Here is a 14,953-nt window from a genome sequence, read left to right on the forward strand (position 1 = left end):
CAAAAAAGGACTCAATTGAGTCCTTTTTACTTGCGTTTTTTCTTAGCTTTTTTCATTTTGTTAGCCATGCGCTTCATGGATTGCTTCATAGCAAATTCACCGATTTTACCCTTGAGACCTCCACCAAACATCTGGCTCATATCAGGCATACCAGCTCCTCCAAAAGCAGACATATCCGGCATACCACCTTGTCCCATCATTCCTTCAAGGGCTGACATATCCATGCCACCAGGCATATTTTTAGGAAGGTTGTTAGGGTTGATGCCCATTTGTTTCATCATCTTGTTCATGTCACCAGACATGACACCTTGCATGAGTTGTTTGGCTTGGTTAAAGTCTTTGATGAATTTATTTACTTCGATGAAGGTATTGCCAGAACCAGCTGCGATACGACGACGGCGGCTTGGAGTGAGCAAATCTGGATTTTCACGTTCTTCAGGAGTCATAGATGAGACGATGGCACGTTTGCGAGCGATTTGTTTTTCATTCACCTTCATATTTTGAAGGGCAGGATTATTGGCCATACCAGGAATCATCTTGAGCAAATCTTCCATTGGACCCATATTTTGTACCTGATCCAACTGATCGATGAAATCGTTGAAATCAAAGGTGTTTTCCCGCATCTTTTCAGCCATTTCAAGGGCTTTTTGCTCATCGTATTCTTGGGAAGCTTTCTCAATCAGAGTCAGCATATCTCCCATACCGAGAATACGGCTGGCCATACGGTCAGGGTGGAAGGTTTCAATATCGGTAATCTTTTCACCAGTACCAGTGAATTTGATTGGTTTTCCTGTGATATGACGAACAGAAAGGGCCGCACCACCACGAGTGTCCCCATCAATCTTGGTAAGGATGACACCGGTAACTTCTAATTGAGCGTTAAATTCTCGCGCAACGTTAGCTGCTTCTTGACCAATCATGGCATCGATGACAAGAAGAATTTCATTAGGTTGAGCTAAGGCTTTGACATCACGGAGCTCGTTCATGAGAAGTTCATCGATTTGTAAACGACCGGCCGTATCAATCAAAACATAGTCATTATGGTTGGCTTTAGCTTGCTCCAAACCTTGGCGAACAATCTCCACTGCAGGAACTTCAGTTCCAAGAGCAAAGACAGGAACATCAATTTGTTGTCCTAGTGTTTTAAGCTGGTCAATAGCTGCAGGACGATAGATGTCGGCCGCAATCATCAGAGGACGAGCATCCTCTTCTTTTTTGAGTTTGTTAGCAAGTTTTCCAGCGAAGGTTGTTTTACCAGCACCCTGCAAACCAACCATCATGATAATGGTCGGGATTTTTGGGGACTTGATAATCTCAGCTGTGTCTGAACCAAGAACTTCCGTCAATTCTTCATTGACAATCTTAATGATTTGTTGAGCTGGATTGAGGGTATCAATGACTTCATGCCCAATCGCACGTTCACGAACCTTCTTGATAAAGTCCTTAACCACTGGCAAAGCAACGTCGGCTTCTAAAAGAGCCAGACGAATTTCCTTGGTTGCTTCCTGGATATCACTCTCTGTGATTTTTCCTTTTTTACGTAGATTTTTAAAGACGTTCTGCAAACGTTCTGTTAAATTTTCAAATGCCATATTTATTCCTCTTATTCTCTATTGTCAATACTTGTTAAAATCTCAACTTGCTCTTGGAGAAAAGTATCTTCTGGATAGCGCTCAATGATCTGATCAAAAATTTGACTGCGGACAATGTAGTCAGAGTACATATGAAGCTTCATCTCATAGTCTTCCAGTATCTTTTCTGTTCGTTTGATATTATCATAAACAGCCTGACGACTAACACCAAATTCTTCAGCGATTTCAGCTAAACTATAGTCGTCTGCATAGTAGAGCTCGATATAGTTCATCTGCTTATCAGTCAAAAGGGCTGCATAAAATTCAAACAGAGCATTCATTCGATTGGTTTTTTCAATTTCCATAAGATTTATTATACCAAAAAATAGCCTGAACTGCTAGTAATGGATTGATTTTAAACACAAGTCAGAAAAAGGACTTTTAACGGTTATTTTCTGACTATGATTCTATTTTTTGGTATAATGGAGTGTATTATAATGTTTTAGAAAGAGGTTCTTATGAAAGAATTAGAAACCGTGTTAGAGCAACGTTTTGGGCTTGTTTTTTCAGATAAACAGTTACTTGAAACAGCTTTTACTCACACTAGTTATGCCAATGAGCACCGCCTCTTAAAAATTTCACACAATGAACGCTTGGAATTTTTAGGAGACGCTGTTCTGCAATTATTGATTTCAGAATATCTGTACAAAAAATATCCTAAAAAACCAGAAGGTGACCTGTCTAAACTCCGTGCTATGATTGTACGTGAAGAGAGTTTGGCTGGTTTTGCCCGTGACTGCCAGTTTGACCAGTTTATCAAGCTAGGAAAGGGAGAGGAAAAATCTGGAGGCCGTAATCGAGATACCATCTTGGGAGATGCTTTCGAAGCCTTTTTGGGTGCCCTGCTTTTAGATAAGGATCTACTTACGGTAAAAGAGTTTATCTACCAGGTCATGATACCGAAGGTTGAGGCCGGTGACTTTGAAATGATTAAAGACTACAAGACCCACCTTCAAGAATTACTCCAAGTCAATGGTGATGTCGATATTCGTTATCAGGTGATTTCGGAAAATGGTCCTGCCCACGATAAGATGTTCGAGGTTGAAGTCCTTGTAGAGGGTCAAAGTTTAGGTAGGGGTCAAGGACGATCTAAAAAATTGGCCGAACAAGAAGCCGCTAAAAATGCAGTTGAGGAAGGACTGGATTCATGTATTTAAAAGAAATTGAGATTCAGGGGTTTAAGTCCTTTGCTGATAAGACCAAGGTTGTTTTTGACCAAGGAGTAACAGCAGTTGTAGGACCTAATGGTTCTGGAAAATCTAACATCACAGAAAGTTTACGCTGGGCTCTTGGGGAATCAAGTGTCAAAAGTCTTCGTGGTGGGAAGATGCCTGATGTTATCTTTGCAGGAACAGAAAGTAGAAAGCCATTAAACTATGCTTCTGTAGTCGTTACTCTAGATAATCAGGACGGTTTCATCAAGGATGCAGGACAGGAAATCAAGGTGGAGCGTCACATCTATCGTACGGGAGATAGTGAATACAAGATTGATGGGAAAAAAGTTCGTCTTCGTGATATTCATGATCTTTTCTTAGATACTGGACTTGGACGCGATTCCTTCTCCATCATTTCCCAAGGGAAGGTCGAAGAAATCTTTAACTCTAAGCCTGAGGAACGCCGTGCTATCTTTGAAGAAGCGGCGGGAGTTTTAAAATATAAAACTCGTCGCAAAGAGACGGAAAGTAAACTGCAACAAACTCAAGACAATTTAGACCGCTTGGAAGATATCATCTATGAGTTAGACAATCAAATCAAGCCCTTAGAAAAGCAAGCAGCAACAGCTCGTAAATTTATGGACTTGGACAGTCAGCGTAAAGGCATCTACTTAGATGTTTTAGTTGCGCAAATTCAAGCCAATAAGGCAGAATTGGATCTAACAGAAGAAGAATTAAACCAAGTTCAAGAACTGTTGACTAGTTATTATCAAAAACGCGAGTCACTAGAACTTGAAAATCAATCTCTCAAGAAGCAGAGACAAGATTTACAAGCAGAGATGGCTAAAGATCAAACTAGCTTGATGGATTTGACTGCTCTAATCAGTGATTTAGAACGGAAATTAGCCTTGTCTAAACTGGAGACAGAGCAGGTTGCTCTCAATCAACAAGAGGCCCAAGCTCGTTTAGCTAGTTTGGATGAAAAGAGAAATGCTCTTATTCAAGAGAAGGAAGAAAAAGAAGCAAATCTCAGTCAGTTAGAAGCAAATCTAGCTCTCAATACCAAGGAGCTCAATCGTTTAGAAGCTGAGTTAGAAGCATTTTCTGATGATCCTGATCAGATGATTGAGCAACTGCGTGAGCGCTTTGTTGCTTTCTTGCAGGAAGAAGCGGATGTCTCTAACCAGTTGACACGGATTGAAAATGATCTTGAAAATAGTCGCCAACAGACTCAAAAGCAAGAAGAACAATTGGAGTCCTTGAAGGAACAATTAGCTTCTGCTAAATCTAAGGCTAGTGAGCAAGAAACTGCTCTTAAATCAGCAAAAGAAAAAGTACAGACCTTGCTTGCTGACTATCAGACGCATGCTAAACAGGAAGAAGAACAAAAGAAGGCTTATCAAAGTCAGCAAAATCAACTTTTTGACCGTTTGGATAGTCTGAAAAACAAGCAGGCCAAGGCGCAAAGTCTGGAAAACATTCTTAAAAACCATAGTAATTTCTATGCGGGTGTTAAGAGTGTTCTACAAGAAAAAAATTGCCTGGGCGGTATTGTCGGAGCAGTCAGTGAACATTTAACCTTTGATGTTCGTTATCAAACAGCTCTTGAAATTGCCCTCGGGGCAAGTAGCCAACATATCATCGTTGAAGACGAACAGGCTGCGACTAAGGCTATCGATTTCCTTAAGCGAAACCGAGCTGGTCGTGCGACCTTCCTACCTTTGACAACTATTAAGGCTCGTAGCATTTCAGGTCAGAATCAAGATGTGATTGCCTCAAGTCCAGGTTTTCTTGGAATGGCAGATGAACTGGTTACCTTTGATGCCAAGCATGAAGCTATATTTAAAAACTTGCTAGCTACAACAGCAATCTTTGATACGGTAGAGCATGCGCGTGATGCAGCTCGCAAGGTACGTTATCAGGTTCGAATGGTAACGCTAGATGGTACAGAATTGCGAACAGGTGGTTCTTATGCTGGTGGTGCCAATCGTCAAAATAACAGTATTTTCATCAAGCCTGAATTGGAGCAGTTGCAAAAAGAGATTGCTCAAGAAGAAAAACTTCTTCGTCAAGAGGAAGAAAATCTGAAGTCAGTTCAAGATGCTTTGACTACCCTCGCTCAGACTTTGGAGACCATTAAGTCCAAAGGGGAACAAGCTCGTATAGAAGAGCAAGGCTTATATCTGGCTTATCAACAAACTTCCCAACAAGTCGAAGAACTCGAAACACTGTTAGAACTTCAGGAAAAAGAATTAAACAATCTCAGAGGTGGAGATTGGCAAGCTGAAAAAGAAAAATGCCAAGAACGTCTCTCAATCATCGCAACTGAAAAGCAAAAGCTGGAGTCTGAGATTGAAGAAATCAAGTCCAATAAAAATGCTATTCAGGAACGTTACCAAAACTTACAGGATAAACTTTCCCAAGAACGTCTGCTCAAAACAGAAATGATAGGGCGAAAACGTTACGAAGTTGCAGATATTGAACGGATTAACAAAGAGCTTGAATACCTTGATATGGAGCAAGATGAAATCGAACGCCTTCTCCAAGAAAAGGTAGACAATCTTGAAAAGGTTGATACGGAACTTTTGGCCAAGCAGGAAGCAGAAGCCAAGAGTCAGAAAGAAGAAATTCAACAAGGGCTTATTCGTAAGCAGTTTGAGCTGGATGATATTGAAGGTCAATTGGATGATATTGCTAGTCATTTAGAACAAGCTCGTCAGCAAAATGAAGAATGGATTCGTAAGCAAACACGTGCAGAAGCAACCAAAGAGAAGATTACGGACCGCCTTCGCTATCTTCAAGGTCAACTGACTGAAGAGTACCAGATTAGTTATACGGAAGCCCTAGAACAAGCCAATTCGTTAGAAGATTTGACTGTCGCTGAACAAGAGGTCAAGGATTTGGAAAAATCGATTCGTTCACTTGGTCCAGTCAATCTGGATGCCATTGAACAGTTTGACGAAGTTCACGAACGCTTGGAATTCTTAAATAGTCAGCGTGATGACATTCTTTCGGCTAAAAATCTTCTTCTTGAAACCATTACAGAGATGAACGATGAAGTGAAGGAACGATTTAAATCAACCTTTGAAGCTATTCGTGAATCCTTCAAAGTAACCTTTAAGCAGATGTTTGGTGGTGGTCAAGCGGACCTAATCCTGACCGAGGGAGATTTATTGACAGCAGGTGTTGAAATCTCTGTTCAACCGCCAGGAAAGAAAATCCAATCTCTCAACCTCATGAGTGGTGGAGAGAAGGCCTTGTCAGCTCTTGCTTTGCTCTTCTCAATCATTCGTGTCAAGACCATTCCATTTGTTATTTTGGATGAAGTAGAGGCTGCACTCGATGAAGCTAACGTTAAACGATTTGGGGATTATCTTAACCGATTTGACAAGGATAGCCAGTTTATCGTCGTTACCCACCGTAAGGGAACCATGGCAGCCGCAGACACTATTTACGGAGTAACCATGCAAGAATCTGGTGTTTCTAAGATTGTCTCTGTTAAACTAAAAGATTTAGAAAATATGGATGCTTAGTTTGTTTTCAATATAACATTTCAAGCTAAAGTATTTAGAATGACCTTCAAGAAGTCGGAAAGGTTACAAAAATAAATTGAGGAGCTTACATGGATTTTGACCTATTCCTAATGATTTGTAATTATATTGGGACTATAGCCTTTGCGGCGTCAGGAGCCATCAAAGGATTTGGTAAACGTTTAGATATTTTTGGCATTAGTTTATTGGCAATTGTAACAGCAGTAGGCGGAGGGATTTTGAGAGATTCTATTATCAGTCGTTTCCCCTCCGCTCTCGCAGATCCTGGACCGATTTATGTCTCTATTCTAGTAGCTGTTATTATGTATGCCTTTGTGACATCAAAACAAGCCAATGCTAGTCAAGAAAAAAAATTCTATAAGTGGCTGAGAGAAGCTTATCTTATCTTTGATTCGATTGGCTTAATCATCTTTTCCTTGATTGGAGCTACCGCCTTAGCTGATAGTAAATTGAACTTGATGTCTGCAGGGATTTTGGCCTGTTTAACAGGTGCTGGCGGTGGTATCATCCGAGACCTCTTGATTAATGAAGTCCCAAGTGTTCTAAAAGAGGACATCTATGCCCTCCTATCTTTTGTAATTGGCATTATTTATTACTGGTTGGCCTTTGTCCTTCACTTTCCAAGAATTACTGCTTTTATCATTCTCTCAATTGTCGGTTTTGTAATTCGACTCTGTATTATTAAGTTTAAGCTCTCTTTGCCAAATATGGATAAAAAGACTTGGAATTGATTGATGGTAGGAAAGTTCAATCACTCGATTGATAAATATTTTATAAATTACAAGTTTAATCAAGCGTCTAATCTCGTATGGATTAGGCGCTATTTTATTTTTGCAAATACGGGAAATATTTGATGAAATTAATATTTTTTGGTATTATATCTAAAATTTTAAATAAGATAGGAGCTACAATGAGTAATTTAAAGAATTCAGTCGATTTTATTAAAGAAATAGAGAAGTTAAAGTCACTAACAAGATTTAATAGAACTCTTGATGGAAGATTTGAAAATAGTGCCGAGCATTCTTGGCAAGGTGCTATAGCTGCTATAGTTCTTCAAGATTATTATCCTGAAAAGTTGAAAATGGAAAAAGTTATTTCTATGTTATTGATTCATGATTTAGGTGAGATTTATGCCGGAGATACTTGGGTTTTTGATGATGAAAGAAAGGTTCATTCTCATGATAGAGAGTTAGAATCTATAGAAAAAACAATGAGCCTCCTTCCAGAAGAGAAATATTTGAATATGAAAAATTTGTGGTTGGAATTTGAAAAAGGACAGAGTGCTGAATCAAGATATGCAAGAGTAATCGATGCATTGGTACCACTGATAAATCACTTAGAAGTGTCAGAATTAAATTATAACCCTGATAATATCAGTGCAGACATGGTATTAGAAAAGAAAAAGTTCATAAAAAGTGAATCAGAAGAATTATGGAAACTGACGGAAGATTTGATTCAGGAAAGTGTGGAAAGGGGGTTATATTTATAATAACAATTGGCCCTACAGATAGATTTATAGAATACAAGGACGTGTCAATTCAGCACGTCTTTTTTTACTTTTTCTATGGTATAATAGAAGATAGATTTACAACTGGAGAATAGAAGGATTTATGATTAAACTAGTCGCAACTGATATGGACGGGACTTTTTTGGATGAAGCTGGCCAATTTGATATGGAGCGCTTAAAAAAGCTCCTCCATTCTTATAAAGAAAAAGGAATTTACTTTGCTGTAGCTTCTGGTCGCGGTCTTTTGTCGCTTGAAAAGCATTTTTCGGATGTCAAAGATGAGATTATTTTCATTGCTGAAAATGGGAGTCTGGTTCGTTTTCATGGACAAGACCTCTATGAAGCGACCATGCCTAGAGATTTTTACCTATCAACTTTTGAAAAGCTAAAGACATCACCTTATTTTGATGAAAAGAAGATGCTCCTAACAGGTAAAAAAGCATGCTATGTTCTAGATACGGTTGATGAAACCTATCTCATGTTTAGTCATCATTACAATGAGAATATTCAAAAAGTAGCCAAACTTGAAGATATCACCGATGAAATTTTCAAATTCACAACTAACTTTACAGAAGAGACAGTAGAAGCTGGCGAAGCTTGGGTTAATGAACATGTGCCTGGTGTTAAGGCAATGACGACAGGTTTTGAATCCATTGATATTGTTCTTGATTATGTGGATAAGGGAGTTGCGATTGTCGAATTGGCTAAGAAGTTAAATCTAGATATGGACCAAGTGATGGCTTTTGGTGATAATCTTAATGATCTTCACATGATGCAAGTTGTAGGGCACCCAGTCGCACCTGAAAATGCCCGTCCAGAGATTTTGGAACTAGCTGAAACAGTTATCGGTCATCATAAGGACCAATCTGTTATCGCTTATATGGAGGGGTTATAATGGCAGATATTAAATTAATTGCCCTAGATTTAGATGGAACCTTGCTGACGACAGACAAGAAATTGACTGATCGTACCAAGGCAACTTTAAAGGCTGCGCGTGAACAAGGGGTCAAGGTAGTCCTAACAACTGGACGTCCTCTCAAGGCTATGGATTTCTTCCTTAAAGAGCTTGGGACAGATGGTCACGATGACGAATATACTATCACATTCAACGGTGGATTGGTTCAGAAAAATACAGGTGAGATTCTTGATAAGACAGTCTTTTCAATTGATGATGTGACACGTATTTATGAAGAAACTGAAAAATTAGAAATCCCCTTAGATGCAATTTCAGAAGGAACAGTTTACCAGATTCAGTCTGACCAAGAAAGTTTATATGCTCAGTTTAACCCAGCTCTAACTTTTGTTCCAACTACTTTTGAAGATTTGTCTAGTCAGGTAACATACAATAAATGTGTGACTGCCTTTCCTCAGGAGCCTTTGGATGCAGCTATTCAGAAGATTTCACCAGAATTATACGACCAATATGAAATTTTTAAATCACGTGAACTCTTGCTAGAATGGTCACCAAAGAATGTTCATAAGGCGACAGGATTATCTAAACTGATTGAACACCTGGGAATTGACCAAAGTCAGGTTATTGCCTGCGGAGATGAGGCTAATGACCTTTCGATGATTGAGTGGGCCGGTCTCGGTGTCGCTATGCAAAATGCTGTGCCAGCAGTTAAGGCTGTGGCAAATGTGGTAACACCAATGACTAATGACGAAGAAGCTGTCGCCTGGGCAATTGAAAAATATGTACTGAAGGAGAATTAAAGAATGGGATTATTTGACCGTTTATTTGGAAAAATAGAAGAACCTAAAATTGAAGAAGTTGTCAAAGAAGCTCTAGAAAACATTGATTTATCGGATGATAGCCAGCAAACTGAGGCGCTAGAATCTGAAAATATCGAAGTCAAAGAGCAAGACGGGACTGTCGTAGCGGAAGAAAGTGATGAAGGATTAATTGAAGCCGAGGTTGACGAAGAAACTATTACCGAGTCAGTTGACGAAGTGAAGGTTTCTCGAGAAGAGTTAAATCAAGTCCAAGAGGCAGATAGTCCTCAAGAAGAATTGACTCATGTTGAAGAAGCAACTTCAAATGATAGTGACGAGGAAGAAATTGTTCAGCCTCAATCAGACGAAGCAGAAACAGAGTTTTTTGAAGAAGAGGAAGCAAACCAAGCAATCGAAGAAACTCCTCAAGTCCAAGAGACTGAACAAGAAAAATATGATCGTAGTCTTAAAAAAACGCGTACTGGATTCGGTGCCCGTTTGAACGCTTTCTTTGCAAATTTCCGCTCAGTCGATGAAGATTTCTTTGAGGAACTAGAAGAGCTACTTATCATGAGTGACGTTGGTGTGCAGGTGGCTTCAAATCTTACGGAAGAATTGCGTTATGAAGCCAAGCTTGAGAATGCTAAGAAACCTGATGCCCTTCGTCGTGTTATCATCGAAAAATTAGTGGAGCTATACGAAAAGGACGGCATATATAATGAAAATATTAACTTCCAAGATGGATTAACGGTTATGCTTTTTGTTGGAGTTAATGGGGTTGGGAAAACAACTTCAATTGGTAAATTAGCTAATAGATACAAACAAGCTGGTAAAAAGGTTATGCTTGTTGCTGCGGATACTTTCCGTGCGGGTGCGGTTGCTCAGTTAGCAGAATGGGGACGTCGTGTAGATGTTCCTGTTGTTACTGGTCCTGAGAAAGCAGATCCAGCTAGCGTTGTCTTTGATGGGATGGAACGAGCAGTAGCAGAAGGTATTGATATTCTCATGATTGATACAGCTGGCCGTCTGCAAAACAAAGAAAACTTAATGGCAGAATTGGAAAAGATTGGTCGTATCATCAAACGCGTAGTGCCAGAGGCACCTCATGAAACCTTCCTAGCTCTTGATGCGTCAACTGGGCAAAACGCTCTTGTACAAGCTAAAGAATTCTCAAAAATTACTCCTGTTACAGGGATTGTCTTAACAAAAATTGACGGGACTGCCCGAGGTGGTGTTGTTCTTGCTATCCGTGAGGAACTCAATATCCCTGTTAAGCTAATTGGTTTTGGTGAAAAGATTGACGATATTGGTGAGTTCAACTCAGAAAACTTTATGAAGGGTCTTTTAGAAGGTCTACTATAAATAAGAAAATCCTGCAAGAATTCTTGCAGGATGTTTTTGATTATTCTAAACGACCATCTTTACGATAGGCGATATCTGGTTGCCAAGTCCATTTGGCACCGTATTTTTCAAGGAGATCAAAGCTAGCTTGTGGTCCCATGCTACCAGCCTTGTAGTCATGAAGTGGAGCACCGTTTTCAGCCCAAAGCTTCTCGATACGGTCAATCAATTTCCATGATGCACTCACTTCCTCCCAGTGGCTAAAGTTTGTTGAGTTATTGTTCAAAACATCATAGATCAGTTTTTCATATGGGTCTGGTGAAGCACCTGTTGCAGTTGCATCTGTTCGATAGTCAAGCGAGTTATGTGCAAGTTTGAACTCTTCTCCAACTTCTTTACCGTTAAGGCTAAGAGAGAATCCTTCCGTCGGTTGGATATAGATGGTCAAAATATTTGGTGCTAGAGGTTGGTCAAAGATTGAATCCATTTGTTTGAAGACGATGTTTACGTGTGTTCCTTTTTCAGTTAGGCGTTTACCTGTACGGAAGAAGAAAGGTACATCACGGAAGCGATCAGTATCGACAAAGAAGGCACCTGAAGCAAAGGTTTCTGTCATTGATTCTGGGTTGACATTTGGTTCGCTGCGGTAAGAAATGTACTTCATGCCATCAACTTTACCAGAACGATACTGACCACGGATGAAGTGCTCTTTAAGTTCCTCATCTGTAGGGTGGTAAAGGTTCTTGAAGACCTTGATTTTCTCTGCGCGAATGTCATCCTTTGTAAAGCTTGCTGGTTTATCCATAGCCAAGAGTGATAGAAGTTGTAGGGTGTGGTTTTGAACCATATCACGAAGGGCGCCAGACTCATCATAGTAGCCACCACGCTCTTCAACACCTAGACGTTCTGCAAAGGTAATTTGCACATTATCGATGTGCTCACGATTCCAAACATTTTCAAAGATCATATTGGCAAAACGAACCGCAAAAATACTCTGAATCATTTCCTTACCGAGATAGTGGTCAATACGATAGATTTGATCTTCGTTAAAAGTAGCAAGGAGTTCTTCGTTTAGTTTGCTTGCAGTCTCATAGTCTGTTCCAAAAGGTTTTTCAACAATCAAACGTTCAAAGCCTTTACCGTCAACGATTTGCTCTGACTTGAGGTGCTTGGCGATGGTACCAAAGAATTGAGGTGCCATTGAGAGGAAGAAAAGCTTGTTGTGTTCAGTCTGATACTTTTCGTTTAATTCAGCTTGAAGTTTACGTAATTCGATATAGTGCTCAGTGTCATTAACATCGTGACTTTGATAATAAAAATGACTAGCAAATGCTTGAGCCTCTTCCACGCTATCTGCCAAGTCTAAAATAGATTCGACAACAACAGATTCGAAATACTCTTTACTCCATGGTCTACGAGCAGTTCCGATAACAGCAAAATGATCAGAAAGATTACCTGATTTATAAAGTCTAAAGAGTGAAGGGTAGAGCTTGCGTTTAGCCAAATCTCCACTTGCACCGAAAATTGTAACAATAACTTTAGATGACATCGAGCTACCTAATTTCTATTTTGTTTCCTAGTCCAGCTAGGCATGGGAAAACCCCATTTTCATATCCTTTATTTTATCATAATTTTCAAAAAAATCCAAAATTCCAATACAAGTAAGAAAAAAACTGCAAGGGAAACCTTACAGTTTTTTTAAGCGTTGAGAACCTTGTCCAAAAATTCTTTTAGACGAGGGTGTTGTGGGTTATCAAAGATTTGATCAGGGGTTCCATCTTCCAGGAATTCACCGTCTGCTGTAAAGATAACACGATTGGCAACCTTACGAGCAAATCCCATCTCGTGAGTTACGATGATCATGGTCATACCTTGTTCAGCCAATTCCTTCATAACATTTAGAACGTCTCCGACCATCTCAGGGTCAAGGGCAGAAGTTGGCTCATCGAAGAGCATGATATCGGGGTTCATTGCTAAACCTCGAGCAATAGCCACACGTTGTTTTTGTCCACCAGACAAACTATCAGGATTAGCATTGGCCTTGTCAGCAAGTCCAACCTTTTCAAGAAGTTCCATGCCTAATTTTTCGGCTTCTGGTTTGGTTAATAACTTATGCTCGATAGGAGCAAAAGTGATATTTTCCAAGACAGTCATATGTGGAAAGAGATTGAAGTGCTGGAATACCATTCCGACATTTTCACGAACATGGTCGACATTGGTTGCTTTATCCGTCAAATCATAACCGTTAACAGTAATATGACCTTTGGTACCTTCCTCAAGGAGATTCAAGCTACGCAAGAAAGTTGACTTACCTGACCCAGAAGGACCGATGATACAAACAACATCCCCTTCGTAGAATTTTACAGAGATTCCTTTTAGAACCTTGTTTTTTCCATATTGTTTATGTAAATTATCGACATCAATTTTTAATTTTGCCATTATTGAATCCTCTTTTCTAAGCGTTTTGCTAGTCTAGTTAGAAGAGTGATAATCACAAGGTAAAAGACTGCGAGAATTGCATACATTTTGAAACTTTGGTAGTTACGAGCAATGATAATTTTACCAGTTTGGAAGAGTTCTACAAGACCGATTGCAGATACGATAGTTGTATCTTTAAGAGCGATAACAAATTGGTTAACGAAGTTTGGAAGCATGAGTTTGGTTGCTTGAGGCAAGACAATCTTACGCATGGTTTTTCCATATGAAATACCAAGACTTCGACTAGCTTCCATTTGCCCAACAGGAACGGCCTTGATACCACCACGTACGATTTCAGCGATGTAGGCTGCTGAGTTTAAAGAGAGTGCAATTGTACCAGCGACAAAGTCGTTGATTGGACTTTGTTGACCTGTAAGAGATTCGATAAAGTTAGGAATTCCCCAGAAAATAAAGGCTGCAAGAATCATCAATGGAATACCACGGATCACGTCAACGAAAATCTCAGAAATCAAACGAAGTGATTTATAAGGACTGACGCTAAACATACCAAAGACAATTCCGATAAAAATCGCAATTACAAATGAAATAAGGGCTAATGAGAGAGTAATTCCAAGTCCACTGAGGAGCTGTTTGTAGTTGTTTTTCAACAAGCCCCAAATAGTTGTTTCATCAGCAGTTGAAGTTGTTGTAGTAGAGTTGCTGGCTAGATACTTATCAAGAATTTTTTGGAATTCTCCATTTGCTTTAAGATTTGCAAGTCCTTTATTGAACTTCTCTAGCAATTCTGGATTGCTTCCTTTTTTAACAGCAAAGGCAGTTTCGCCAATTGGTGTACCTGCGATTGGTGTTTTTAGCTTTTGTCCTTGACTGATAGAATATTTAATAACAGGTTCGTCATCCATAACGGCATCAATTGAACCAGTATTTAAACTATCATACATAGAAGCAGCATCTGAAAAGGTCTTGATTTTGTAACCGTATTTGCTTTGATTCTCGTTTAAGAATGTTTGTGAAGCAGTACCATTTTTCACACCTACAGTCTTACCATTCAAATCTTCATAAGAAGAAATGGTACTTGATTCTTTCACACCGAGAATGGTGTTTGCTGTATAGTAAGAATCAGAGAAATCAAAAGTTTCTTTACGAGCATCTGTAACTGACATACCCGCAATGATACCGTCTGCTTGTCCAGATTGGACTGCGTTAATAGCAGCATCAAAACCTGGATTGGTAATCTCGATTTCAAAACCTTGGTCTTCAGCGATTGCCTTGATTAGATCCATATCGATACCAGTGTATTGATTGCTTGAGTCCTGGAAAACAAATGGCGCAAAAGATGAGTCACTGGCGATAACATACTTGGTTTTTTCTGTGTCAGCTTTTACTAGCCCTAATGAAAAAATAGGAAATAAAATTAGCAAACAAGCTAGAATTTTTTTCTTCATGTGATGTCTCCTTTCAAGATATTTTAAAATTATATCAAAAAAGTTGAAGAACGGCAAATATTTTATATTTCTATGTCAGAAGATATAACATATAATAAAGTGAGGTGGTCTGTTGAGAAACAGAAACTCTTTCCTTTTTATGGTAAAATAGAAGGATAGAAAATGTGTATGA

The 14,953-nt window shown here is 39.3% G+C and carries 12 protein-coding genes; 7 read left to right on the plus strand and 5 right to left on the minus strand.

The genetic code is table 11. The features are described 5' to 3' along the window. Nucleotides 1-26 precede the first annotated feature (26 nt). Nucleotides 27-1,592, minus strand: a complete 1,566-nt coding sequence (gene ffh / locus HMPREF2957_RS05910; RefSeq protein ID WP_070678083.1) for a signal recognition particle protein — start codon at nt 1,590-1,592, stop codon at nt 27-29. An 11-nt stretch (nt 1,593-1,603) separates the two neighbouring features. Further along, a complete protein-coding gene (locus HMPREF2957_RS05915; protein ID WP_070678085.1) occupies nt 1,604-1,936 on the minus strand; it encodes a putative DNA-binding protein in 333 nt (110 codons plus the stop codon). A gap of 153 nt (nt 1,937-2,089) precedes the next feature. Between HMPREF2957_RS05915 and rnc the strand changes: the two genes are divergently transcribed. From rnc to ftsY, 7 genes are all read left to right on the plus strand, one after another. Beyond that, nucleotides 2,090-2,788, plus strand: coding sequence for a ribonuclease III (gene rnc / locus HMPREF2957_RS05920; RefSeq protein ID WP_070678087.1), 699 nt, complete (start codon nt 2,090-2,092; stop codon nt 2,786-2,788). Continuing rightward, a complete protein-coding gene (gene smc, locus HMPREF2957_RS05925; protein ID WP_070678089.1) occupies nt 2,779-6,318 on the plus strand; it encodes a chromosome segregation protein SMC in 3,540 nt (1,179 codons plus the stop codon). The genes rnc and smc overlap by 10 nt, the downstream gene beginning before the upstream one ends. Before the next feature lie 89 nt (nt 6,319-6,407). After that, entirely contained in the window at nt 6,408-7,067 is a 660-nt protein-coding gene (locus tag HMPREF2957_RS05930; protein WP_070678091.1) for a trimeric intracellular cation channel family protein, read from the plus strand. Nucleotides 7,068-7,246: 179 nt separating this feature from the next. After that, a complete protein-coding gene (locus HMPREF2957_RS05935) occupies nt 7,247-7,825 on the plus strand; it encodes an HD domain-containing protein (RefSeq protein ID WP_070678236.1) in 579 nt (192 codons plus the stop codon). A 121-nt stretch (nt 7,826-7,946) separates the two neighbouring features. Continuing rightward, nucleotides 7,947-8,738, plus strand: coding sequence for a Cof-type HAD-IIB family hydrolase (locus tag HMPREF2957_RS05940; RefSeq protein ID WP_070678093.1), 792 nt, complete (start codon nt 7,947-7,949; stop codon nt 8,736-8,738). Further along, nucleotides 8,738-9,556 (plus strand): Cof-type HAD-IIB family hydrolase, encoded by an 819-nt coding sequence (locus HMPREF2957_RS05945; RefSeq protein WP_070678095.1) that lies wholly within the window; start codon nt 8,738-8,740, stop codon nt 9,554-9,556. The genes HMPREF2957_RS05940 and HMPREF2957_RS05945 overlap by 1 nt, the downstream gene beginning before the upstream one ends. 3 nt (nt 9,557-9,559) lie before the next feature. Further along, nucleotides 9,560-10,918, plus strand: coding sequence for a signal recognition particle-docking protein FtsY (gene ftsY, locus HMPREF2957_RS05950; RefSeq protein ID WP_070678097.1), 1,359 nt, complete (start codon nt 9,560-9,562; stop codon nt 10,916-10,918). Nucleotides 10,919-10,958: 40 nt separating this feature from the next. Here ftsY and zwf read toward each other — a convergent pair whose 3' ends face one another. From zwf to HMPREF2957_RS05965, 3 genes are all read right to left on the minus strand, one after another. Continuing rightward, nucleotides 10,959-12,446 carry a glucose-6-phosphate dehydrogenase gene (zwf, locus tag HMPREF2957_RS05955; RefSeq protein ID WP_070678099.1) on the minus strand — a complete coding sequence of 496 codons (1,488 nt, stop codon included), beginning with the start codon at nt 12,444-12,446 and terminating at the stop codon, nt 10,959-10,961. A gap of 149 nt (nt 12,447-12,595) precedes the next feature. After that, complete coding sequence (locus HMPREF2957_RS05960) at nt 12,596-13,336, minus strand: amino acid ABC transporter ATP-binding protein (RefSeq protein ID WP_006150592.1); 741 nt, start codon at nt 13,334-13,336, stop codon at nt 12,596-12,598. After that, the gene (locus tag HMPREF2957_RS05965) at nt 13,336-14,781 is read right to left on the minus strand and encodes an amino acid ABC transporter substrate-binding protein/permease (protein WP_083312341.1); all 1,446 of its coding nucleotides are present in this window, start codon (nt 14,779-14,781) and stop codon (nt 13,336-13,338) included. Before HMPREF2957_RS05965 ends, HMPREF2957_RS05960 begins: the two co-directional genes overlap by 1 nt. Nucleotides 14,782-14,953 lie beyond the last annotated feature (172 nt).

It is taken from the genome of Streptococcus sp. HMSC062D07 (genome assembly GCF_001814215.1).
GTDB classification, from domain to species: domain Bacteria; phylum Bacillota; class Bacilli; order Lactobacillales; family Streptococcaceae; genus Streptococcus; species Streptococcus infantis_I.